General features: G+C 45.1%; 19 protein-coding genes. 11 read left to right on the forward strand and 8 right to left on the reverse strand.

Annotated features, from left to right (window positions below; all coding sequences use genetic code 11):
• Positions 1-866: 866 nt before the first annotated feature.
• Positions 867-1775 carry a type IV toxin-antitoxin system AbiEi family antitoxin domain-containing protein gene (locus tag D2V93_RS02940; RefSeq protein WP_119618323.1) on the forward strand — a complete coding sequence of 303 codons (909 nt, stop codon included), beginning with the start codon at positions 867-869 and terminating at the stop codon, positions 1773-1775.
• On the opposite strand, the gene D2V93_RS02945 is transcribed toward D2V93_RS02940, so the two are convergent.
• Positions 1753-2574, reverse strand: a complete 822-nt coding sequence (locus tag D2V93_RS02945) for a nucleotidyl transferase AbiEii/AbiGii toxin family protein (RefSeq protein WP_182849929.1) — start codon at positions 2572-2574, stop codon at positions 1753-1755. The genes D2V93_RS02940 and D2V93_RS02945 overlap by 23 nt on opposite strands.
• 103 nt (positions 2575-2677) lie before the next feature.
• Entirely contained in the window at positions 2678-3889 is a 1212-nt protein-coding gene (locus D2V93_RS02950; protein ID WP_182849930.1) for a site-specific integrase, read from the reverse strand.
• 426 nt (positions 3890-4315) lie between these two features.
• Here D2V93_RS02950 and D2V93_RS02955 point away from each other — a divergent pair, with 426 nt between their 5' ends.
• The 3 genes from D2V93_RS02955 to D2V93_RS02965 all read left to right on the forward strand — a co-directional run bounded on the left by D2V93_RS02955 (position 4316) and on the right by D2V93_RS02965 (position 9459).
• Positions 4316-6034, forward strand: coding sequence for a GMC oxidoreductase (locus D2V93_RS02955; RefSeq protein ID WP_119618326.1), 1719 nt, complete (start codon positions 4316-4318; stop codon positions 6032-6034).
• Positions 6034-6687, forward strand: coding sequence for a gluconate 2-dehydrogenase subunit 3 family protein (locus tag D2V93_RS02960; RefSeq protein ID WP_119618327.1), 654 nt, complete (start codon positions 6034-6036; stop codon positions 6685-6687). Before D2V93_RS02955 ends, D2V93_RS02960 begins: the two co-directional genes overlap by 1 nt.
• A gap of 174 nt (positions 6688-6861) precedes the next feature.
• Positions 6862-9459, forward strand: coding sequence for a M14 family metallopeptidase (locus tag D2V93_RS02965; RefSeq protein WP_245978075.1), 2598 nt, complete (start codon positions 6862-6864; stop codon positions 9457-9459).
• 180 nt (positions 9460-9639) lie between these two features.
• On the opposite strand, the gene D2V93_RS02970 is transcribed toward D2V93_RS02965, so the two are convergent.
• Together D2V93_RS02970 and D2V93_RS02975 are read right to left on the reverse strand one after the other, a co-directional pair.
• Positions 9640-10395, reverse strand: a complete 756-nt coding sequence (locus tag D2V93_RS02970) for a sulfite exporter TauE/SafE family protein (RefSeq protein WP_119618329.1) — start codon at positions 10393-10395, stop codon at positions 9640-9642.
• 158 nt (positions 10396-10553) lie between these two features.
• The gene (locus D2V93_RS02975; RefSeq protein ID WP_119618330.1) at positions 10554-11144 is read right to left on the reverse strand and encodes a riboflavin synthase; all 591 of its coding nucleotides are present in this window, start codon (positions 11142-11144) and stop codon (positions 10554-10556) included.
• 58 nt (positions 11145-11202) lie between these two features.
• On the opposite strand from D2V93_RS02975, the gene pdxA reads away from it, so the two are divergent.
• From pdxA to D2V93_RS03010, 7 genes are all read left to right on the forward strand, one after another.
• Positions 11203-12255 carry a 4-hydroxythreonine-4-phosphate dehydrogenase PdxA gene (pdxA, locus tag D2V93_RS02980; RefSeq protein WP_119618331.1) on the forward strand — a complete coding sequence of 351 codons (1053 nt, stop codon included), beginning with the start codon at positions 11203-11205 and terminating at the stop codon, positions 12253-12255.
• A 109-nt stretch (positions 12256-12364) separates the two neighbouring features.
• Positions 12365-12898 carry a YceD family protein gene (locus tag D2V93_RS02985; protein WP_119618332.1) on the forward strand — a complete coding sequence of 178 codons (534 nt, stop codon included), beginning with the start codon at positions 12365-12367 and terminating at the stop codon, positions 12896-12898.
• 7 nt (positions 12899-12905) lie between these two features.
• On the forward strand, positions 12906-13106 hold the full coding sequence (gene rpmF / locus D2V93_RS02990) for a 50S ribosomal protein L32 (RefSeq protein WP_072876398.1): 201 nt from the start codon (positions 12906-12908) through the stop codon (positions 13104-13106).
• A 174-nt stretch (positions 13107-13280) separates the two neighbouring features.
• Entirely contained in the window at positions 13281-14276 is a 996-nt protein-coding gene (locus tag D2V93_RS02995) for a beta-ketoacyl-ACP synthase III (RefSeq protein WP_119618333.1), read from the forward strand.
• 27 nt (positions 14277-14303) lie between these two features.
• Complete coding sequence (gene accB / locus D2V93_RS03000) at positions 14304-14792, forward strand: acetyl-CoA carboxylase biotin carboxyl carrier protein (RefSeq protein WP_072876392.1); 489 nt, start codon at positions 14304-14306, stop codon at positions 14790-14792.
• Between the two features lie 89 nt (positions 14793-14881).
• Complete coding sequence (gene accC / locus D2V93_RS03005; RefSeq protein WP_072876390.1) at positions 14882-16240, forward strand: acetyl-CoA carboxylase biotin carboxylase subunit; 1359 nt, start codon at positions 14882-14884, stop codon at positions 16238-16240.
• A 36-nt stretch (positions 16241-16276) separates the two neighbouring features.
• Positions 16277-17395: an NAD(P)/FAD-dependent oxidoreductase gene (locus D2V93_RS03010; protein ID WP_119618334.1), complete on the forward strand. Its 1119-nt coding sequence runs from the start codon at positions 16277-16279 to the stop codon at positions 17393-17395.
• A gap of 48 nt (positions 17396-17443) precedes the next feature.
• Here the strand turns inward: D2V93_RS03010 and D2V93_RS03015 are convergent, their stop codons facing one another.
• From D2V93_RS03015 to D2V93_RS03030, 4 genes are read right to left on the reverse strand one after another with little or no spacing between them, the layout of a single operon-like run.
• Complete coding sequence (locus tag D2V93_RS03015) at positions 17444-18106, reverse strand: ABC transporter ATP-binding protein (protein ID WP_072876386.1); 663 nt, start codon at positions 18104-18106, stop codon at positions 17444-17446.
• 12 nt (positions 18107-18118) lie between these two features.
• A complete protein-coding gene (locus tag D2V93_RS03020) occupies positions 18119-20545 on the reverse strand; it encodes an ABC transporter permease (protein ID WP_119618335.1) in 2427 nt (808 codons plus the stop codon).
• A 48-nt stretch (positions 20546-20593) separates the two neighbouring features.
• Entirely contained in the window at positions 20594-23011 is a 2418-nt protein-coding gene (locus D2V93_RS03025; protein ID WP_119618336.1) for an FtsX-like permease family protein, read from the reverse strand.
• 37 nt (positions 23012-23048) lie between these two features.
• Positions 23049-25445, reverse strand: a complete 2397-nt coding sequence (locus D2V93_RS03030) for an ABC transporter permease (RefSeq protein ID WP_119618337.1) — start codon at positions 25443-25445, stop codon at positions 23049-23051.
• Between the last annotated feature and the right edge of the window lie 19 nt (positions 25446-25464).

Consider the following 25464-nt stretch of genomic DNA (forward strand, 5'->3'; position numbering starts at 1 on the left):
TTTTCTTAAAAAAATGTGAAAATCTTTGTGCTTCTACATCAGCAATTAGAAATGTGACCCTTTTTATTATACTTTTTTGCCAGGAAATTTAACCCTTGTTATAGTTGGTAGCTGAAGCTGATTTATCAGTGTTGTTGATCAACTCGCCCCAAGTAAATGAGTATACTTCTCTTGATTGGCAGATTATTATGTATTCGGATAAATCAAGGTTTAGTATTTTTTTGAGGAAATCACCTTTTTTTGGGGATAAACTCGAATTTTAACTAAGAAATTTTGCCAGAGTTGAATTATATGGCTTTGATACATAAATATCTCATACGGTGTCTTTCCCTTAAATGCTCCATGCCGTCTGTAAAAGTTATAAATTCCCATTGCTTTGTTGCCTTATCCTTTATGCTTTGAAATCAGCAATTTCAATAGATAGAGAACCAAAACAAAATTCTTATTTGGAAATTTCTGCTTTAGAAATGTCTAAGAAAATGTCTAGGAATAGGTTTAGACATTTTCCATGAGACTCGATTTTTCTTTGTTTCCCCAATGCCTAAAGGTTGTTCTTTTATTGTCTTGTTTTTGAGCAATGTTTAAAACATCGGGAAGTTTGTCTAAAAGGATGTTTTCAAAATCAGCTCTTTTTCCCTCCTCAGGCTTTTTAAATAATCCAAAAGAACGTCAATCTAGTGATAATAATATTAACCTATAAAAGTTGCTTTTTTGGTACAATAAGCATAACTTCGCATCGTTATCTCATATATGAGATAACGAATAAAACTTCACGTTTTTCTATTCCGAGCTTCTACAAAACAAACAACATTTGACTTTTTCAAAAAAAATGCATACCTTTGTAGCATAGTATCATATATGATACTATGCTTTTGAATAATATGCCAAAGGAATCATTTGACAGAGCGGCTTCCGATATTGCTACTTTCTTTGAAAAACACCCTTTCAAGGCTTATACAACTCATGACATCCAACAGATATTTGATTCAGAAAAAGATAAATGGAGAATAGCTAATTATCGCAACTACAAACACTTCATCACTTTCTTGAACGATCGTAAAATACTATTGTTGGATGTTCAAAATCATGAGGGCCATACCTCTGAAAAACGAATCTTAAGGAAGAAAGAGGCAACACCTTTCCATGTGGGTTTGACCGTTAAAAAGGATGGATACTTAAGCTATTATTCTGCCATGCAAATCCACCAACTTACCCTTCAGTTACCAAAAACAGTTTATGTCAGTGAGGAAAAATATGAGGATGCCTATGCATTGAAACCAGAAAATGTCGAGTTGGAGCAGGATGCGGTAGATAGGGCATTTTCCAAACCACAGCGTGTGGCGAGGGAATCCTATAAATCAACTTTTGATGGCTTTCGCTATGTCTATCTTCAGCGAAAGCATACGTCTATCAATATCGGGATAACAAAAAGACAGAATTTGACCGTCACAGATCTTGAACGTACTTTAATTGACATTGCCGTCCGTCCCGTGTATTCCGGCGGAGCCTTTGAGGTGCTTGAAGCATTCAAAAATGCAAAGTCAAATATTGATGTGACAAAACTGAACGAATATCTTATTCAACTGGACTATATATATCCTTACCACCAACTCATTGGATTTTACTTGGACCTAATAGGTTTTTCAAAAAAAGACCTACAATTATTTTTGGATAAAAAGACAAATATCAACTTCTATCAGGCCTATAATCTATCCAATAAAAAGCTGAATGAAAAATGGGGCATATATCACCCTATCGGGATTGAAGCTCTTTGATTCGTTCCTGTACGAAATCAAAGTAAAAATCATACTCCTCACTTTTAGCAGTGATGGTATCCTTTACATTTATCCAGTCTTGGGCGTGGGTATCTTTATATTTTTCTATTAAATCCAAAAACTTTAATGGCACCTTCTTCGCATCGAAGATATGTTGAAGCATTTCTTTATTTTCAGAAGAGGTACAATCAATCTGAAAATTTTGAAACAAGTTCCAAATGTCATAAAAATCCCGTGGCCTAAGCTTCATTTTGGCAGTGGGAACAATATCCCTGTACTCGGGCATTGACTGACATAGCGCCCTCAATTTCTCAAATACAATCATTTCTGGGGTATACACATAAAAAATGGTACCTTCTACATCCACCAACCTTTTAGGTTCTGTATATTCATAGGAACTGATGTCGACCGTAAAAACTGTAGAATTATTTTCTAGGATTACATGAGCCTCCCTTCTATTCTTATCCTTGTCTTCAGGATTGTAGTTTTCGTAATCGATTACTTTGAAAGCTAGCTGATATCCCTTCCATTCCTTCACCTTGTTCTGCCTTGGCTTTTCGTAAAATTTTACATCAAAAACCACCAAATCGTGTTTTTCAAATTCCTGGGTCAATAGTCCCTGCATTTTGCCATTGATTCTTTTGTATTCCTCATTGGTGAAATCTCCGGAAATTGAAAAGTCCACGTCTTTGGAAGCTCTGTCCGTTATCTTATAAGCCAACTCCAAAGCGTTTCCACCTTTAAGGACAAGACCGTACATGAGTTCTTCATCACTTACTAAAGCGCGAAGGGTCAACATTTTTATAGTTTCGAGAATGGAACCCATAATTTAAAAAGTAGTCGTTTTGCCTTGAAAAAAATTAAAATAAAGATATTTATTGAGAAACGAAATGTGATTCACATTATAAAAGAACTTCTATGGCTTTATCAACAACAGATGTATCCAATTCCTTCAAATAGGCCTGGGTTATGGCCATATTTTGATGGCCCAATGATTCGCTGATCACATCTGTCGCAACACCTTTTTGCTTAAGGCAATTGGCAAAGCTGTGACGTGCCACATAACTTGTCACCGATTTTTCGATTTCAGCTAATTGGGCGATGGTTCTCAAGTCTATGTTATAATTTTTTAGCACTTTGGTCTTGCGGTTTTCTATCTGGTTTGGGGTAAGCTCATTATGGAGCAAAATCGGAAAGACATATTTCGTGCCCAATGAATTTTTACGATAATGATCCAAGATTTTCTGAACCGGGGGCAGGATTTTAATAGTAAAGTTTCCCTTGGTCTTGGACCGGGTATAGTAAATGTTTCCCCCTATGATATCCTTCCATTTCAATTTCATCATATCGGCAAAGTTCATTCCTCGGGTGTAGAAGCTGAAAACAAAATAGTTCTTGCTGTTCAAAAGCTCAGGATTTTCAGAAAGGTCAACGTTGATAATTTGCTTTACCTCTTCAAAGGTAAGTGCCCTTTTGGCTCCCCTTCCTTTTAATCTGGACACTTTGTATGTCCGAAAGGGATATAGGGATTCTTTTACGATATTCCTTCTGATGGCCTGGTTGTAGAGAGCCCTTATGGATCGCATCCTTACACCAATACCTCCATCTGTTCCACCACGTGAGCGCAGATAGGCCTCATACTTTTCAAGAAAGGCAGGGGTAATGTCCGTAAAGGAAAGGTCTTTGTCAAATTTTAAATATCTCTGGACGGATTTACTGGTATCGTTGTGAAAACGGGCATTGCCCATTCTGCCAGCGAGCTTCAATTCCTCAATTATTTCATCCCAAAAGTCAAAAACGTTTCTTCTGATCGGATTGAAAGCTAGTCTAAAATTATGTTCGAATTCCCTCAAAGAGAAATCGTCTTTCTCCATTTCCAACTCTGCAATCACTTTTAAAGCCCTGTCCCTAAACTTTAATAACAACCGGTTGTCCTGAATAAAATTGCTATGGTTTTTATTAAAGGAGCCAGTACGTTCATCCCACTCCTTTGGAAATGCATTGTAAATGGTCTTGAAGTATTTAGATCGCCTATCTTTGGTTACACGAAGGCACACCGGATAACTTCCATCGGAAAGCTGTTTTTTTCTTAAAACCGTTCGTACATTGATCATTTTCAGCGGTGTTTTGGGTACAACATAGGTACAACAAATGGTCATTTAAAGGTAGTATTGATGCTTCTAAATGAAAAATAAAATTTCATAAAACATTGATAATCAACACAAAAGAAGCCAAATGAAAATTTATGACAACTAAAAAAAGCTGCTCATAATCAGGTGGTCCCTGGTTCGAGCCCAGGTGGGACCACAGAAAACCCTTTCAAGTCACAAATTTGGAAGGGTTTTGAATTTTAACATAAAACATTATAAGTGTTGGAACAACCCTTATATCCCTTCAAATCCCTACTCCCAACAAGGCTTTCATAAATTCTTTTCACCCCTCCCCATTTAATTTTTACGGATAAAGGTTTGTTATTCAGCGAAACATCGCTCAAGCATTAATTATTTATTGGTAAATTGAGCCAACTAAGAATATACTAAATGAGCAAATTTTATTTCAACGAGGAACAGGAATCCTATGATGCTATCGTGGTGGGCACGGGCATCAGTGGCGGTTGGGCAGCCAAGGAACTCTGCGAGAAAGGTCTCAAGACCTTGGTCTTGGAACGTGGCCCTATGAAAAAACACCGCGAGGATTACCCAACAGCCAATTTGGATCCTTGGGACCTTCCACATCGCGGACAATTGACCAGGGAACAAAAAGCCAGACAAGAAAAACAATTACGAACTGGCTATTTGGGCAACTCAGCCCATAACTTCTGGTTCGTGGACGATGTGGACCACCCCTACAACGAAACCAAGCGTTTCGATTGGCAGCGGGGTTATCACGTAGGAGGCCGTTCCATCATGTGGGGCCGCCAAAGCTATCGCTGGAGCGACATCGATTTCAGTGCCAACAAAAATGATGGGATTGCAGTGGACTGGCCCGTGCGTTATAAAGATATTGCCCCTTGGTATGATAAGGTGGAAAGCTATATCGGCGTTTCCGGTGAAGCCTTGGGACTTCCCCAGTTGCCGGATGGTATTTTTGAGCCCATGATGGAGCTCAATTGCGTGGAGCAACATTTCCGCGAAAAAGTGGCCGAAAATTTTGATGGCCGTGTGGTCACCGCAGGACGTACGGCACACATCAACAGTGATAAAAAATTTGAGGGTGATGGCCGTGTGCGTTGCCAATATAGGAACCGTTGTATCCGAGGGTGTCCTTTCGGGGCCTACTTTAGCAGTTTGTCATCTACCTTGCCCGCAGCGGAGAAAACAGGAAACCTTACCCTAAGACCGGACAGTATCGTACACGAGGTCATCTACGACCCCAACACCCAAAAGGCAACGGGTGTAAAGGTGATCGACAGGGAAACCAAAGAGGAGTTCGAGTTCAAGGCCAAGGTCATCTTCCTTTGTGCCTCGGCGATAGCTTCGACCTCCATCTTGATGCAGTCCAGATCCGATAGGTTCCCCAACGGTCTTGGAAACGATTCGGACCAATTGGGAAGAAACATCATGGACCATCACCTTGGTGTTGGGGCCAGTGGCAAGTTCGACGGCTACGAGGACAAATACTACAAGGGAAGAAAGCCCAATGGTATTTATATCCCAAGGTTCAGGAATTTGGGCGATGGTTCCAATTCCGACAAGTTCATCCGTGGTTATGGATACCAAGGAGGTGCCGGAAGAGGCAACTGGGAACAGACTGTAGCGGAACTTTCACATGGAAAGGAATATAAGGACGCCATGCTGAATGCTGGTGGTTGGACTTTTGGAATGGGAGGTTTTGGCGAGGTTCTTCCTTATGAGGACAACCGAATGACCCTTGATTATGACAAAAAAGACCAATGGGGACTTCCCACCGTCACTTTCGATGCCGAATTCAGGGACAACGAATGGAAGATGAGGGAAGATATGAAGGAACAGGCCGTTCAAATGCTTACCAAAGCAGGGTTGAGGGATGTTCAGCCGTTTGACAATCCAGGGGCACTCGGCTTGGGGATCCACGAGATGGGTACGGCGCGGATGGGCCTAGACCCGAAAACCTCCGTGGTCAACGGAAACAACCAAGTTCACACCTGCAAGAACGTGTATGTGACCGATGGCGCCTTTATGGCCTCAGCCAGTTGTGTAAACCCCTCGCTCACCTACATGGCATTCACCGCAAGGGCTGCCGACCATGCTGCCCAAGAACTTAAAAAAGGAAACATATAATGGAAAGAAGATCAGCACTCAAGAACATGGGGATGGCCTTCGGCTATGCCGTGGCGACCCCTACACTGTTAAGTCTGCTCCAAAGCTGTAAGGACAAGCCATCCTATGCCGAATGGGTCCCCAGCTTTCTTAGCAAGGAACAAGGTCAGGCCTTGGCCCTGACCTTGGACGTAATCCTTCCCAAGACCGATACACCATCGGCTACAGAGGTAAACGTGCACACCTTTATCGATTCCTACATGGATGAGGTGATGCCCTTGGAACAAAGGGAATTCACCATGATGAAGATGGAGAAGTTCTACGACAAGATACTGGAGAGCTCTGGCAAGGAGAACCTAGCAGACCTGGAAGTGGAGGACATCGACCCCGTACTGACGACGTATCTTAGGAAGCGCACCGACGAAGAAGAGGATGCGCACAGGGAAGCCGTGATGAACTATTTTCAGACCATACAGCAAGGTGGCGAGGCCACTCTGGATTCGGAAGTGGCTTGCTATACTTTTGCCAACGAACTTAGGGATTTGGCCATATGGGCCTACAAGTCATCCGAGATGGTCGGTGAAGAAGTGCTGGCCTATCTGCCCATCCCCGGGGAATTTGTTCCCTGTGGTGATCTGCAGGAACTCACAGGCGGAAAGGCTTGGTCCGAATAGACCTGGCCAGATAACAATAAAAGGGCCTCCTGTTCGGGAGGCTCTTTGCATTTAACCCATCAAAAAAAGCGAGGGTATGGGGAATTCAAACTACAATCGTTCAATTTCCTCCCTACAAATCCTTAATTTTCAACAAAATTCAAACTAATTCAAAAAATGATATCAAAAAGCAAGATGCCAAAAGCACTGTTGGCCGCAGTACTTTTTCTAGCCTGCGCTTCTTTGGCCATGGCGCAGAAAGTCCCATCCCCCAAAGATGTGTATGGATTTAGGGTGGGAGACGATTACAAACTGGCGGATTATGCCCAGATAGAAGATTACCTGACCCAATTGGACAATACCTCCAACCGTGTCAAAAAAATCGAAATAGGGGAAACTGTTCTGGGGCGAAAAATGTACCTGTTGTTCATTTCCTCCGAGAAAAACCTTGCCCAATTGGACAAGTGGAAGGACATCAGCACCAAATTGGCCAGGGCATCGGTGAGCGACCAAGAGGCCGCAAGACTCTCGCAAGAAGGAAAAGCCATTGTTTGGATCGATGGAGGAATGCACTCCACCGAACTCGCACATGGACAGATGACCTCCGAACTGGCCTATACTTTGGCCACTTCAGAAACTGCGGAAATGAAGAACATCCGTGAAAATGTGATCACATTACTTATGCCCGTGATGAATCCCGATGGTTTGGACATTGTGGTGGACTGGTACCGAAAGAACATGGGCACACCCTATGAAACCTCCCGCCCCCCGGTACTGTACCATTACTATATGGGGCACGACAACAATAGGGACTGGTTCATGAACAATATGCCGGAAACCTACAATGTCACCAAAATCCTCTACAACGAATGGTACCCACAGATTGTGTACAACCATCACCAATCTTCCCCAGCTTGGACGAAGATTTCCCTTCCGCCCTATGCAGACCCGGTAAACCCCAAGATACACCCGGCGGTCACTGCTGCAGTAAGCGAGGTGGGTTCGGCGATGACCAAGCGTTTTTCATTGGAAAACATGCCAGGGGCCATTGCGGACAATGTGTACACCATGTTCTGGAATGGGGGTGGACGCACCGTTCCCTATTACCACAACATGATCGGAATCCTCACCGAAACCGGACACACCACTCCCACACCAAGGTTTTACGACCCAGAAAAATTGCCCAAGACCGTTGCCGGAGGCACCCCCACGGACGGTACGGACATTATGTACCCAGACCCATGGAAGGGCGGTGAGTCGCACTTCAGGGATGCCGTGGACTATATGTTGACAGCCACTTGGGCCACGTTGGACCTGGCTGCGGACCGAAAAGAGAATTACCTGCACAACATCTATAAAATGGGCAAATCCGCTATTGAGAAAAGCAAGACGGAGGGCCCCTTTGCCTATATCATCGACAAGAACCAATGGGACTCCTTTGAGGCCGTAAATTTGGTGAACGTGTTGTTGCGTGGGGGTATCGAAATCGAAAAGGCCACCAAAGATTTCACGGTAAATGGCAAAAAATATGAAAAAGGCACCTATGTGATCTATGCAGGCCAAGCCTTCAGACCTTATCTTTTGGATCTGATGGAAAAGCAGGACTACCCAACACGCTTCCAATATCCTGGAGGGCCTCCGGACACCCCTTATGATTTGGCCGGATGGACCTTGCCCATGCAGATGGGGGTCGATGTGGACAAGATCAAGGAAGCCTTCGAGGCCCCGACAGAAAAGATTTCTACCCCACAAGTCGACCACTATGAAGGAAGTATTTCAAAGAGCGGCTCCTTCGGATATGCCCTTAGCGTGAACACCAACGCCTCAGTGGCCGCTACCAATAAAATACTGAAAGCAGGGGGAACGGCCTTCAAGGCCATGACCGAGTTCAAGGCTGGGAAATTGACATTCCCGGCAGGGTCTTTTGTCGTTTCTGGGGATGATGTGCTAGTGGAGTCCCTTGCCAAAGAATATGGTCTGGAGTTTACCGGATTGGCTGCCAGACCAGAGGTCCAGTTGACCAAGATCCATCTGCCCAAAGTAGGGCTCTACAAATCTTGGGTGTCCAATATGGATGAAGGGTGGACCCGCTTTGTCATGGATGAATACGCCTTTGACATGGACACCTTGCATGATGTTGATATCAAGACCGTAGATCTGTCCAAATATGACGCCATCATTTTACCGTCCCAACGACCTAAATCCATGCTCCATGGGAACAGTGTTTTGGACATGCCCGAAAAATTTACGGGAGGAATGGGCTTGGATGGCTCCATGGCCCTGAGCAATTATGTGAAGGACGGGGGCACCCTGATCGCTTTTGACGAGGCCAGTGATTTTGTCATCGAGCAGTTTGGACTGCCCTTGCGGGATGCCACGGAAGGTGCAGATAGCAAGGATTTCTTTATTCCGGGATCGCTCATCAAAACGGGGATAGACACGTCGCATCCCATTGCTTTTGGCATGAAGGACACTGTTGCCGTTTCTTTTAATAGGAGTAGGGCATTTACCATAGACAAGCAAAGCAAGACCGGTGAAGGAGGAAAAGAGGACATCAAGGATGCCCCGGCCCCCGAAGTCGAGGTGATCGCCACCTATGCCGCCAAGGACCTGCTCATGAGCGGATGGGCCTTGGGAGAACAAAGGTACATTGCGAAAAAGCCAGCCTTGGTGAAGACCAAATATGGCAAGGGCTCTTGTGTGCTGTTTGCCTTCAGGCCGCAGTTTAGGGCACAACCCCGTGGTACGTACAAGCTCATTTTCAATGCGATTTACGAAGCTGCTTCGGAATAAGGAAAAGAAACCCAAAAGGTAAAGGCTGTCCAAAAAGTGATCGAATTGTCATTTTGAGCTGTTACCCTGAGCGAAGTCGAAGGGCCAGTCGAAAATCTTAATTGATGAATGTCGAATAGCTAAAAGATTCTTCATTACATTCAGAATGACATTTTGGACAGCCTTTTTTATAATTGAAGATTACCTAAAAAGAATTGCTATGGCACCAATTGCCGTCACCACCAAAATAAATCGCTTGTAATTTTTTTCGTTGATTTTTTTCACCAGGAAAACACCTAGAAAAAGCCCAACAAAAATGGCGGGGAGCAATTTTAGGTTGATCAATAGGCTTTCCGCGGAAATGGTGTTCCAGACGAAAATGTGAAAGGGCAGCTTAAATAGGTTGGTGATGAAAAACAGCCAGGCCGCAGTGCCCACAAATTCGTTCTTGGGCAGGCGCATTGCCAAAAAGAAAATATTGGTAAAGGCCCCTGCGAGATTTCCGATCATGGTGCAAATACCCGCCATAACCCCCATGGAGCCTGCAAACACCCAGTGGGAAGGTACGCTTTCAGACTTTCGCCTGTCCCACCACAACAACAGGCCCAAACTGAGGAAAATGACCACCACCATGCCCCATTTGAATTCCCTTTCGGGCAAATCCTTTCCGATAAGCACCCCGATGAGGATGCCCGCGATCATCCAGGGAATGAATTTAAGGATGTATTTCCATTGCGTGTGCCGGTTGTAATAGACCACGGCAAACATATCGCCCACAATGAGCAAAGGAATAAAAAGACCTGTAGATGCCCTAGATCCAAAAGCAAGGGCCATTAGTGTCACATTGAAGATGGACATGCCCTTGAGCCCTGCTTTGGAAATACCCATCAGGAAAACGGCTGTGGCGGCCATGACCCAAGCGGCCACGGAAATTTCGGTGAAAGCGGAAAGAAACATGCAGATTTTTTGATCGTTCACAAAAGTAACCCAAAAAAACAAGTCGTGATTCCATCTACATTTTGAAGACTTCTTGGGTCAAAACCGTCAGTTCGAGTGAAATTCCAGACAGTCGGCCGAGGGAATGATAGGTGATGGGATTGGGAAAAGAGCCCCGATCAATTTCGAAGTTCCAGAAGCCTCGCCACATATTTGCCCACCACATCAAACTCCAGGTTCACGGTGGTACCTACTTTATAGGTATGGAACCGGGTGTGTTCATATGTATAAGGAATGATGGCCACACTGAAATGGTCTTTCTCGGAATCCACCACGGTAAGGCTCACGCCATCCACGGTTATGGATCCTTTTTCAATGGTGACGTTGTTCAATTTGGGGTCATATTGAAAGGTGAATACCCAGCTGCCGTCCTTCTGATCGATAGAAGTGCACACAGCGGTCTGGTCCACATGGCCCTGGACGATATGGCCGTCCAAACGGGCGCCGAGCACCATGGCGCGTTCCAAGTTCACCTCATTTTCCAAGGTAAGTTCCTCAAGATTGGTCTTGTTCAGGGTCTCCTCTATGGCCGTCACCGTATATTGGTCGTTGTTAAGGGAAACCACGGTCAAGCACACCCCGTTATGGGACACGCTCTGGTCTATTTTCAGTTCCGATGTAATATCCGAAGAAATGGTGAGGTGCAAATTGCCCCCTTCTTTTTCAAGCTTTTCAACTTTCCCCAAAGTCTCTATGATCCCTGTGAACATGTGTCTTATTAATTGACTAGTTTTGTAATGCAAAAATAGCCATAACGGCAATGATTTTATGGAAGAAAGTCAAAAAATAAGATTGGGGATCTCCATTGGGGACATCAACGGAATTGGATGCGAAGTGGTGTTGAAAACCTTTGAGGATGCAAGGATGTTGGATTTTTGCACCCCGATCATATTCGCGTCGAACAAGACCATAACCCAGCAAAAGAACGATTTGGGGATAGACCTTACCTTCAACGGGGTAAGGGATGCCTCGCAGGCCGTAGAGGGAAAGATCAACATTGTGAACGTGTGGAAGGAAATCCCCCAGATCGAATATGGCCAGGCCACCAAAGAAGGGGGCGCCTACGCCATACAATCGCTGAGGGCCGCTGTGCAGGCGCTGAAAGAGGACGCCATAGATGTTTTGGTGACGGCCCCTATCAACAAGAACAACATCCAGGCCGAGGACTTCAAGTTTCCCGGCCATACCGATTTTTTGGCCCAAGAGCTCAAAGGCGAGAGTCTGATGTTCATGGTGGCCGATTCGCTGCGCGTAGGATTGTTGACGGACCATATAGCAGTGAAGGATGTGGCGCAGGCCATAACCCCAAAATTGATCCGCAATAAAGTGGTGACCATGGAAAAATCCCTAAAGATGGATTTTGGCATCCGAAGACCCAAGATTGCACTATTGGGCATCAACCCACATAGTGGCGACAATGGCACCATTGGGGAAGAGGACGACAAGATCCTGAAACCGGCCATCCAAGAACTGTTCAACAAGGGTACGCTGGTCTATGGGCCCTATTCCGCGGACAGTTTCTTTGGCTCCAACACCCATAGGAACTTTGATGCGATCTTGGCCGCGTACCACGATCAAGGGTTGATCCCGTTCAAGACCCTTTCCTTTGGAAAAGGGGTCAATTACACGGCAGGACTTGACAAGGTACGCACATCGCCCGACCACGGGACCGCCTATGAAATTGCAGGAAAGGGACAGGCCGACGAGAGTTCGTTCAAGGAAGCCGTGTTCACCGCGATACAGGTATTCAGGAACAGGACCGAATATCTGGAATTGACCAAAAACCCATTGCAAAAGCAAAAGACAAGACGGGCAAGCTAAAAAGTTGGCCCTGAAGTGATATTTGTTTGCTATGGAATTGCAGTTTTGCAAATAAGTAGTATCTTTGCACCCGCCTTTAGAGGCTGGTACACAAACCTTAAGTGTAGAAATGATGAAGCTGAAAGAGTTTAATATCCCTTTTTCAGGTCTGAAGCTGGGAAAACATGAATTTGTGTACGAGATTGAAAATGCGTTCTTTGAATCTTTTGACTACCAAGAGTTTAACGGAGCTTCAATCCAGGTAAAAGCCATCTTGGAAAAGATGAGCACCATGATGGAGCTCAAGATCAAGGCCAAGGGAACGGTGAATGTGGATTGCGACCTGACGGGAGAGCCCTATGACCAGCCCATCAGCTCAGATTTGCACCTCGTTGTCAAGTTTGGGGAAGAATATAATGATGAGGACGATGAAATCCTGATCATACCCCATGGAGAATACCAGATCAATGTTGCACAGTATATCTATGAAATGTTGGTTTTGGCCGTTCCACAGAAACGGGTACATCCCGGTATTGTGGATGGAACGTTGAAGTCTGACATCTTGGAAAAGCTCGAAGAGCTGCAGCCAAAAGAGAAAAAAGAACCAACGGACAAAACAGATCCCAGATGGGACGATTTAAAAAAGTTACTAACGGACAAATAGGTTTATAATGGCACATCCTAAAAGAAAAACATCGAAGACCAGAAGGGACAAGAGAAGAACCCACTACAAAGCAGTGGCACCGACCATCGCCAAAGATTCTGTAACAGGTGAAATGCACTTGTACCACAGAGCCCACTGGCATGAGGGCAAATTGTACTACAGAGGTCAGGTATTGATTGACAAAACGGAGGAAGAAACTGCGGCCTAATCGCAAACTCCACCAAATAAACCAACTCCCGTTTCAAGACAGCGGGAGTTTTTTTATGGTCCATTATTAACACCAAAAACGGGGCATTTTTGACGGGAAAGTCATATAAAATGACTAATTTTCACCGCTTTTGGGTCAAATACCATTGTTTTTGACAAAAAAAGAGAGGCTACAATGAAAAAAACAACAGCAGCAATTACAGCTGTAGGAGGATATGTTCCAGAATTCGTTCTTTCCAATAAAGTGTTGGAAACCATGGTAGATACCAACGATGAATGGATCACTACGAGAACAGGGATCAAAGAGAGGAGAATCTTAAAAGAGGAGAATGCAGGCACATCGTACATGGCCATCAAGGCCGCGGAAGATCTGCTCCAAAAAAGGGGGATAGATGCGTCCGAGATTGATTTTGTACTGGTGGCAACGGCAACTCCCGATCTTCCGGTCGCGTCCACGGCAGCATATGTGGCCTCGGAGATAGGAGCGGTAAACGCTTTCGCCTACGACCTGCAAGCGGCCTGCTCCAGTTTTTTGTACGGAATGTCAACAGCGGCCAGTTATATCGAGTCCGGCAGGTATAAAAAAGTATTGGTGATAGGGGCGGACAAAATGTCCTCCATTATTGATTATACGGACCGTACCACCTGTATCATTTTTGGGGACGGTGCGGGCGCAGCACTTTTTGAACCCAATGAAGAAGGTTTGGGCCTTCAGGACGAATACCTTCGTTCGGACGGGATAGGACGACAGTTTTTGAAGATAGATGCAGGCGGTTCCATATTGCCAGCTTCCGAAGAGACCGTGAAGAACAAACAACATTATGTGTACCAGGACGGAAAGTCCGTTTTCAAGTTTGCCGTTTCCAACATGGCCGATGTTTCCGCATTGATCATGGAGCGCAACAACTTAACCCACGAAGATGTGCAATGGTTGGTGCCGCACCAGGCCAATAAGAGGATCATAGATGCCACGGCCAATAGGATGGGTGTTGAGCCCAAAAAGGTCATGATCAACATTGACCGTTATGGAAACACGACATCGGCCACCCTGCCCTTGTTGCTGTATGATTACGAAAAGCAATTAAAAAAAGGGGACAACCTTATATTTGCCGCCTTTGGAGGAGGATTCACTTGGGGATCCATTTATTTGAAATGGGCCTATAATTCATAAATCACGCAACTAACAAATTCATATTCGATGGACATTAAGGAAATTCAGAATTTAATCAAGTTTGTGGCCAAATCGGGTGCCAGTGAGGTAAAGTTGGAAATGGAAGATTTTAAGATCACCATCCGCACCGGAGGAGACTCAAATTATCCCGAAACCACCATTGTACAGCAAATTCCAATGGCACAGGCCCCAGCAGCAGCTCCAATGGCCGCAGCCCCTGCGGCAAGTACTCCAGCCCCCGCTTCGGAAGCCGCACCCAAGTCAGATGATTCAAAATACATTACCATAAAATCCCCCATCATAGGGACCTTCTATAGAAAACCATCCCCTGATAAACCTGCTTTCGTTGAGGTAGGTACATCCATTAAAAAGGGAGATGTGCTTTGTGTCATCGAGGCCATGAAACTCTTCAATGATATTGAATCCGAGGTTTCAGGTAAGATTGTCAAAATATTGGTTGATGATTCTTCCCCAGTGGAGTTTGACCAACCATTGTTCCTAGTGGACCCATCATAGATAATTTTAAATGCTAAATTTTAAGTGACTAATTGTTAGTTATTTAAAACCATTTAAAATTTAGAATCCAGAATTTAAAATTGTATTCTATGTTCAAGAAAATATTGATTGCAAACAGGGGGGAAATAGCACTACGGATCATACGTACCTGCAAGGAAATGGGCATCAAGACCGTGGCGGTATATTCCAAGGCCGATGAGGAGAGCCTTCATGTGCGCTTTGCGGATGAGGCCGTATGCATCGGTCCCGCGCCAAGTAGCGAGTCCTATTTGAAGATCCCCAACATTATAGCTGCAGCGGAAATCACCAATGCCGATGCCATCCACCCGGGATATGGCTTCCTTTCCGAAAACTCCAAGTTCTCCAAGATCTGTGCCGAGCACGATATCAAGTTCATCGGGGCATCTGGAGAGCAGATAGACAAAATGGGCGACAAGGCCACGGCCAAGGAAACCATGAAAAAAGCCGGTGTACCCACCGTACCAGGCTCCCAAGGACTGCTGAAAGATGTGGACCATGCCAAGAAAGAGGCCAAAAAAATGGGATACCCCGTAATGATCAAGGCCACTGCCGGCGGTGGAGGAAAAGGAATGCGTGCCATTTGGTCTGAGGACGAAATGGAGAAAAACTTCGAGAGTGCCGTAAAAGAAGCCACTGCTGCCTTTGGCAATGGGGGCATGTACATGGAAAAACTCATCGAAGAACCCAGACACATCGAGATTCAAGTGGTGGGAGACCAGTACGGAAAAGCATGTCATTTGTCCGAAAGGGACTGTTCCGTACAGCGTAGGCACCAAAAATTGACCGAGGAGACCCCTTCACCCTTTATGACCGATTCCCTAAGGGAAGAAATGGGAAAAGCAGCAGTAAAGGCCGCGGAATACATCAAATATGAAGGTGCGGGAACCATTGAGTTCTTGGTGGACAAACATCGGAACTTCTACTTTATGGAGATGAACACCCGTATCCAAGTAGAGCACCCGATCACAGAGCAAGTTGTGGACTATGATTTGATCCGGGAGCAGATCTTGGTAGCGGGAGGTGTGCCGATTTCAGGAAAAAATTACTATCCAAAATTGCATTCCATCGAGTGTAGGATCAATGCGGAGGATCCCTATAACGACTTTAGGCCATCCCCGGGAAAAATCACGACCCTACACACTCCAGGTGGGCATGGGGTACGTTTGGACACCCACGTATATAGCGGTTATATGATTCCGCCCAACTACGATTCCATGATCGCCAAGTTGATTACCACGGCCCAAACTAGGGAAGAGGCCATCAACAAGATGCGCAGGGCCCTGGACGAGTTTGTGATAGAAGGGATAAAGACCACGATTCCGTTCCATCGCCAGTTGATGGACCACCCGGATTATTTGGCGGGTAATTACACCACCAAATTCATGGAAGGGTTCAAGATGGATCCAAAATATCAAGACAATCATTAATAATACAAGCCCCGATCTGATCGGGGTTTTTACTTTATGGAACTGAGCTATTGGGAATATAAGACCTGGTTCTCCAATGTGGATTTCACCATCATTGGTAGTGGCATCGTCGGCCTGAGCTGTGCCCTTCAACTCAAGGAAAAATACCCCAAGAGCAAGATTTTGGTGTTGGAAAAGGGCAGTTTGCCCCAAGGGGCAAGTACCAAAAATGCAGGGTTTGCCTGTTTCGGGAGCATTTCCGAAGTATTGTCCGACCTGAGGTCACATTCCAAGGAAGAGGTGGTGAACCTCGTACAGAAACGCTGGGAGGGCATTCATAACCTTCGGCAACTTTTGGGAGATAAGACCATCGGTTTCGAGCAAAGGGGAGGGCATGAACTTTTTGCGGAAAACAATCCTGAACTCTACGAAAACTGTTTGGAACAAATGGAGCATTTGAACCGACTGCTCCAACCCGTTTTTGGGAAAAACCCGTTTGTGGTCACTGGGAATATCTTTGGATTTGGGCATATTCGCGAAAAATATATCACCCATCAGTTTGAGGGACAATTGGATACGGGCAAGATGATGCATGCACTCATCCAAAAGTGCCTTTCCAAAGGGATTCCCATTTTAAATGGGATACAAGTGGAGGAGTTGTTGGAACAGGGCAATGGAGCCACTCTTGTAACCCCCGATTTTCAGTTCACGACCAGAAAGGTTTTTGTGGCCACCAATGGTTTTGCTTCCAAATTGTTGAAGACCGAAACCGTAAGGCCGGCACGTGCCCAAGTTTTGATCACGGAACCGATCAAAGATCTAAAGATCAAGGGTACGTTCCATTTTGACGAAGGGTACTACTACTTTAGGAACATTGATGACCGGGTTCTCTTTGGTGGGGGCCGCAACCTCGATTTCAAAACGGAAGAAACCATGGAATTTGGACAGACCCAGACCATTCAGGCCAAACTGGAGGAACTGCTCCACAACATGATTTTGCCCCATCAGCCGGTAAAAATAGACCGCAGATGGAGCGGCATCATGGGAGTTGGGGGCCACAAGACCCCAATAGTCAAGCAAATTTCCAATTCCGTTTTCTGCGGGGTGCGTCTTGGCGGCATGGGAGTGGCCCTGGGTAGCCTTGTGGGCAAGGAACTGGCTGATTTGGCTCGGTAAGTTCAAGTCCAAAAATCAATGCCCTTTTTTGAACTTGAACTTTTTTAATCAAATCATCCTTCCATCCAAAAGATTGATGACCCTGCTGCCATATTCCGCATTTTTCTCCGAGTGGGTCACTTGGATTATGGTCACCCCGTCATCGTTCAATTGCTTGAAGATGTCCATGATCTCCTCACCCTGTTTGGAGTTAAGGTTTCCGGTTGGTTCATCGGCTAAAATCAACTTTGGATTGGAAATGAGCGCCCGTGCAATGCCCACCAATTGCTGCTGGCCACCGCTCAGTTGGGAGGGGAAAAGGTCTTTTTTGCCCACAATGCTGAAACGGTCCAGCATATCGGCCACCATGGCCTTTCGCTCCGAACCCTTGAAATTTTTGTAGATCAAGGGCATTTCTAGGTTTTCCTTTACCGTAAGCTCATCCAACAGATGATAGGACTGGAACACAAAACCAATGTATTCCTTGTACAGGTTGGCCCTATGCTTTTCCTTCAGCGTGTGGACGGATTCATCCAGAAAGTGGTATTCGCCCTCATCAAAGGCATCCAACATCCCGATGACGTTGAGCAAAGTGGATTTCCCGGAACCCGAAGGGCCCATGATGGAAATGAACTCTCCTTCCTCCACTTCGAGGTTGATGTCCTTCAATAAAAAAATACGTTGGCCACCGGAGTTGACCCATTTGAACAAGTTGTTGAGTTGTAAAAGCATAGTATGTTGTATTTATTCATCTTTTAATGATTCTACCGGATTGGCGATAGCAGCTTTAAAGCTTTGCCAGCTTACGGTCAGAAAAGTGATCAGAAGCGCAGTCGTTCCCGCTAAGGCGAATATCCACCAACTGAAATTTGTTCTATAGGTAAATCCTTCCAACCATTGGTTCATCACATATAATGAGCATGGTATGGCAATAAGGAAGGCCAACCCCAACAATTTCGCAAAATCCTTGTTCAATAAGGTTAGTACTTGTGTTATTGTGGCACCATTCACCTTTCTTATGCCTATTTCCTTTTTTCGCAGAACAACGGTATAGGCCGTAAGACCAAAAAGACCCAATGATGCTATGAGAATGGAAAGTATGGTGAAAATCTGAAAGGCTTTCCCAAATGCCTTGTCCTGCTCATATTGAGCCTCAAACTTTTCGTCCAAGAAGGTATAGTCGAATGTGCTTTGGGGAAAAACTTCATGCCATTTGTTTTCAACTTGGTCCAACGCAGATTCCAGACCGGCAATCGATGTCGCGGACTTATCAAGTTTTATCAATAGGTTGCTCATGTTGTCCTGATATCTGATGATCATTGGCAATATCGGGCTTTTCAACCCGAAGTGATAATAGTCCTTGATAATCCCCACAACTTTCCATTCATTGTTCCCCCAGAACCTGACTGTTTTGTTCAATACTTCCTCTGGGGATGAAATTCCCATGGTTTTTAAAAATGTCTCGTTTACTACAATCTGATTTCCCTCGAAACTGGAATTCCGGACAAAGGTCCCCCCCGCCAAAAACTCAATGTCCATCAAGTCAAAATAATCCGGTTGGGCATGATAGGTGTAGAAAATATTTGCTCTGTCATTTTTTCCGTCTGGCAAAAAAACTCCACGGGTCGAGGACAGATTGTCAAAACTGTCCCCAGGATACGTTTCGGAAATGGCCGTCTTCTCAATAAAAGGAAAACCCTCCAATTGCTCTTTCAAAACCCTAAAATCATTGTTGACCAAAGAATCCGACTTGGTCGAAACCACTGTGCCGTGCAGGGCTATGACTTGGCCAACATCGGCACCAATGGGTTGATTGTCCAAAAAATTGATTTGTTTGGTGATAATGAATGTCCCTGTCAACAGGACGATGGTAGCAAAAAACTGTGTAACGATAAGTCCTTTCCGCAACCCAATGCCCTCTGTCGAAGCCTTCACCTTCCCTTTCAATGCTTTGGCCGGCGAATATCTACTGAGCAAGAAGGCAGGGTAAAGTCCAGCCAGGATTATGCCGCACAAAATAAAAATAAAATAGGGGGCAAATTTCAGAAGAGCTTCCCAATCAAGGTTGAGCTCATTTCCGGTAATGCTGTTATATAGGGGCAGTGTACCAAAAACCAATGATAGGGCAATGGTCATGGCAAAAAAGTTGAGGAGTATGGATTCCATTAAAGATTGGACGATGAGCTGCGACCTTTTTGCACCGGCAACTTTTCTAATGCCCGCTTCCTTTGCCCTTTCCATAGACTTTGTCGTCGAAAGATTGACATAGTTCAACCAAGAAAGGACAAGGATTATAAATGCGATGGCCGTTAAGAACTTTATTCTAAGAATGCTACCGTTGACAGCGACTTCATAGGGCTTATCGGAATACAAGTGAATATCTTGGATCGGTTCTATATTATGCCTTTCGGTTTCACTTTTTTCAATATCACTGTCAATTATTTTCTGACGTAGCACATCAATATTGGTATTGGGGGCCAACTTCAGATACGTATAATAGTTGTTCATGTTCCAATTCAGCTCATGGGCTGTTGGTCCAAAATCTGTCAACGTTTTTTCGGTCTCAAAGGAAATGAGGAACGAATTTCTATAATGCGTGGCCTCGAGAACATCTTCCATGACACCAGTCACCATAAGCTGTGTCTCTTTGCCATCCTCAAAGACAGAAACTGTTCTTCTCAAGGGGTTTTCATCCCCAAAAAGTTTTTGGGCAAATGGTTTTGAAAGCACAATGGAATTGGGCTCTGCTAAAGCTGTTTTAGTATTTCCCTTTAACAACGGATAATTAAATATCTCGAAATAGGAAGGGTCCACCAAAGAGCCCAATGGCTGCTCCAATATTTTTTCCCCTACTTTAAAAGTCAATTTTTCAAAATAGTAAAACCGTACATAGTTCTCTACTTCAGGAAACATTTCCTTTAAAGCGGGACCGGATGCATTATAAGTTGCTGCATCACCCGGCACATACGTGTTACCTTCAAGGTAATCCATATATGTCCTATACACATTTTCAGAACCTTCAAATGTATCATAGCTCTTTTCATAATTCACATAGAGCATTATAAGAACAAATGAAGCTATACCCACGGCCAGACCGAAGATGTTGATAATAGAATACAGTTTGTTCTTAAGAAGATACCTTACAGCAATTTTCAGATAGTTCTTAAGCATGGTTTTCTTTTTTTGATTTGTTGGTATATCTCTTCAATTCAGTTTGACCTATTCGGTCCGTAAACTTTTTACGGGATTGGCCGACGCGGCCTTTACAGTTCGGGTACCCACAGTGATGAATGCAATGAGGGTTGCCAAAAAACCAGCGCCCATAAAGAACAAGGGACTCAATGTAACATGGAAAGCATAGTTCTGTAACCATTCATTCAAAAAGTACCAGGCAATGGGGGTGGCGATCACAAAGGCAATGCCCACCAACTTTAAAAAATCTTTGGTGAGCAATAGGGCCACGGAGGAAACACTGGCTCCTACCACTTTGCGTACCCCAATTTCCTTGGTACGCTGTGCCACCACCAACATGGAAATGGCAAAGAGGCCGATGCAACTCAATAAAATGCCAAGGACACTTCCACTGGAGACAATGGTTGCCATGGTTTTTTCACGCCTGAAGGTACGGTCCACGTTCTCATCAAGGAAAGACCCTAGAAATTCGGCCTGGGGTTCAATTTTCCCCCAAGCGGTTTTTATGGCATCAAAGGATTTGGCCACATTTTTAGGGGCTACTTTCACATAGGCATAGTATAGGTCCCAATCTTTGTTCATGAACAAGGTCAAGGGTTCTATCTGCTTGCTGATATCTTGAAAATGATAATCCTTGATGACCCCGATCACCGAATAGGTTACCGCACCATCATCCATGGGAATGCGAATGGAAAGCGGGTCCTCGTCCCCAAGTTGTTTTGCCATGGTTTCGTTGATGACCAAACTGAGGCTGTCCGTGGCAAAATCCCTATCGAACGCACGCCCGGAAACCAGTTGTAGGTCCAAGGTCTTTGTATAGTCATAGTCCACGGTCAGGGCATTTGTGATCACTCCCCTTCCCTTGTAATCAAAACCCATCATGCTACTGGATTGGCTCCCGTCACGTCCACGCCCCAAGTTGTTATCGGCGCCGGAAACGCCCAGGATATCTGGATTGCCCTTGAGCTCGTCGCGAAGGAGGTTGACCACACTGTAACTGTTCTTTTTTCCGTTCAGAGGGATGGAGACCACCTGTTCCTTGTTATAACCCAGATCCTTATTGCGCATGAACTCAATCTGGCTATGTAGCACCAAGGTCCCACTGATGAGGATGATGGCTATGACAAATTGAAGAACGATCAAACTGTTGCGCAGACGGTTCTTACCCACCTCCAATTTTCCCTTAAGGGCCTTTAATGTGCCCAATTTGCTCATCAAAAGGGCGGGATACCCTCCTGCAATGAACGTGATGATGAAGAGCGCTAGCATGAAAAGCAGAATCACACTGGGTTGGGTAACATCTGAAAATGAAGCCTTGGTGTTAAAAAGGGTCTTGAATGGATTCAAGAGCAGATTGCTCGCCACCAATCCCAATACCACGGATACGACAAAGACCAAGACACTTTCCATCCAAAACTGGAAGAAGAGTTGTTTTTTTATGGCGCCCAAGGTCTTGCGCATCCCGATTTCCTTCAATCGTTTTTCGCTGAGGGCAATGCTCATGTTGATGAAATTGGCACTTACAATGAAAATGATCACGAAGGCTATCCCCAAGATCATATAAGGGAAAATGCGGTCCACTTTGGCGACCCCGGTCATGTACGAGGCAAAATGCCTGTCGGTAATGGGCATCAGATGGAATTGTTTATACCTTCCTTCGGCATCCGGAACGGCACCATCGCGGATTTCACTTTCTATACTTCCCTTATAGTGAAGGGCCGTGAAGGGAATCGTATTTTTTTCAAATTGCGCCACAGAGACCCCTTTTTCCAGTTGGAGGTATATCGGATGGAACTGGGAGTCCCACACGTCTTTGTTGGACAGGTAATCGGGATGGCTCTCGAACGGCACCACAATTTCAAAGTCAACGCTGCTGTTCTTTGGGGTCTCGGCCAGTATCGAGGCAATGGTAAAGGGCTGTTCGTCCCTTCCCATTTTAAGGGAAATGATCTTGCCGATCACATTGTCGGTGGTTCCAAATATTTTTTGGGCCGTTTCCTCTGAAATTCCGACAGTGTTCTTTTCCGGCAACGGGTTCTTGGCGTTTCCAAAAAGGGTCGGATAGGTAAAGATCTCAAAGTATGCAGGATCCACATATTCGGCATCCAGGCTCAGTTCCTTGGCATTGTAGGTCACCAGTACATCCTCGCTCACGGCCCGTGCAATATGCTTGATGCCCGATACCTCTTCTAAAAGGGCCGGGGCCAAGGGAACCGGGTTTGAAACACTGATCTCGGGGCCTCTTGGGGTTTGATTGGAAAGGTATAGCTGATACGCAGAATCCTTGTTTTCGTGAAATTGATCAAAGGAAAGCTCAAAAAGGGCAGTCATGGTCAAGAGAATGGCCACGGCAAAGGCGCAGCTAAGGCCTAGGATATTGGCGAGGGAAAAGATCCTGTTCTTAATGAGGTTTCGCCAAGCAATTTTAAAATAGTTCTTTAACATGATTTCCGTTTTTTTACTTTATCTATTTTTGAACAATTTACTGTGTTTTCAATGAGTCCGATGGATTGGCCACAGCGGCCCTGATGGACTGAAAGCTGATGGTGGACAACGCTATGAGAATGACCAATAGGGAGGCAATGGCGAACACCTGCCAGCCCAGTTGGATCCGATAAGGGTAGTTTTCCAGCCATTTATTGGCGATGGTCCATGCGACAGGTATGGATATCAAAAGGGCGACCAACACTAATTTTATAAAATCCTTGGAAAGGATGGCGACCACATTGTTTATGGAAGCACCCAAAACTTTTCGGATCCCGATTTCCCTGGTCCGCTTTTCGGCGGAGAGCACAGATAGACCGAACAGGCCAATGCAGGAAATAAAGATGGTGAGAATGGCACTGAACAGCATGATCTGTTTCCATTTCGCTTCGGCCTCATAGCTTTGATAGTTCTGGTCTTCCAGAAAATGGTAGCTGTACGGATCAAAAGGGAACATGTCCTTGAACACTTTTTCAATGTCCGCTATGGATGATGTGGCACTTCCCGGGGCAATTTTTATGTACAGCATCCCCAGGTCATAGGATGGTTTCATGGTAAAGAGCTGTGGCCGGATGGTCTGGCCGAGCGACTCGTAATGATAATCCTTTACCACACCGATCACGGTATATTTTTCATCATTGTACCAGAAATCCACTGTTTGGCCGATGGGATCGCTCCACCCAGCTTCCTTCACAAAGGCCTCGTTCACCAAAACGGATTGTGTGGCATCCGAGGGATGGTCCTCGGAAAAGTTCCTGCCTTCCTTTAGTTGTATGCCCAAAGTGGGGATGTAGGACTGGTTTACCGTTTCATTGGCAAAATCTATCTGTTTGTCCGTTCCCACTTTGGCAACCGTAAACCAATAACCGGCATTTTTACCTGCAACGTCCAATATGTTTCCATGGGAGGCAAGACGGGCTTTGAAAGTGTCAAATTCATCAGGTGTCAAATTATTTTTTTGCAACAACACCAGATCAGTATCATCATAACCCAGTTCTTGGGTGGTCAAAAAGTTGAACTGTTCATAAATCACAAAAGTGCATATGATCAACAAAGAGGCCAAGGTAAACTGAAGCACCACCAAGGATTTTTGAAGGTAGTTTTTTCCGGAGAGGATAAAACGGCTGTACAAGGTATCCACAGGACTATACCTTGAAAGGACAAGGGCAGGGTAGAACCCGGCCAATACGCCTGTAATCACAAACAGTGCTACATATCCCAGTACCAATTTGACATCGAACAAAAAGGAGAGCGATAATTGTTTGTTGGCCAAACCATTAAAAATGGGCAAGGCCAGTTGCACCAAAAGAATGGCCATTGTAAAAGCAAAAAAGCACAGCAAGAAGGATTCTCCCAAGAACTGGAACACGAGTTGTTTTCTTTTCCCTCCAACCACTTTTCGGATACCGATTTCTTGTGACCGTCTTACGGAACGGGCCACGGTCAGGTTCACAAAATTGATGCAGGCAATCAACAGAATGAACAGTGCAATGCCCGATAAAATATAGGAAAAAGTGGGATTGCTGGCATCCGTCAACCCATTTTGGGCAGGGAGCTCCTTGTTGAGGTGCATGTCCGTAAAAGGCTGTAGGAAGTGTTTCGGGGGCAATCTGTTGTTCCCATATTGCTCTTTGATGATTTTTGCCGATTTGGCAGAGTGCGCCAAATATAAGTCCTGCATTTTGTCATTGACCAAGCTCACATTGGCCCCGGGCCTCAAGGAAACAAAGGTGTTCAAGAAAGAATTGAACCAATTGAAATTGTTGGCAAGGTCCTTTTCGCTAACCTGCAATGGCAGGAGCATGTCAAATTTTATGGAGGAGTTTTGTGGACTTTTTTGGGATACGGCCGTCACGGTATAGGGAACAAAATCCTCATTGTCGCGGAACATCATGGTCTTGCCCACCACATTGGTAGTGCCGAATTGGGTAAGGGCAAGCTCTTCCGAAATGACCACGGAAAAGGGCTCGGCCAAGCAGGTCTTGGGATTTCCTGAGATTACCGGGAAAGTGAACATGGAAAAGAAATTGGGATCAACATAATGCAGATCTCGGGAAACGACCTCCGCCCCAATCTTTACATCCCTTCTGGCACTTTGTATCCTCACATATTCCTTGATGTCCGGAATGTCCTCTGCAAACCTTGGCCCTTGTAGAAAGCCGGTACTGGAGTTCATACCATCCGGGACACCACTTTCATTAAAGTTTTGGCTTACAATCCGATAAATATGTTCTCCATCCTTATGGAACCTGTCATAACTCACCTCATCTTTGACATAGAGAATGATCAACATCGCACAGGCCAGGCCCAAACTCAGCCCCGAAATATTGATGAAGGAATACACCTTGTTCTTCACAAGGTTTCGCCAAGCGATCTTAAAATAGTTCTTCAACATGATTTTTCCATTTTTTAGA

The organism is Flagellimonas taeanensis (assembly GCF_003584105.1).
GTDB lineage: Bacteria > Bacteroidota > Bacteroidia > Flavobacteriales > Flavobacteriaceae > Flagellimonas > Flagellimonas taeanensis.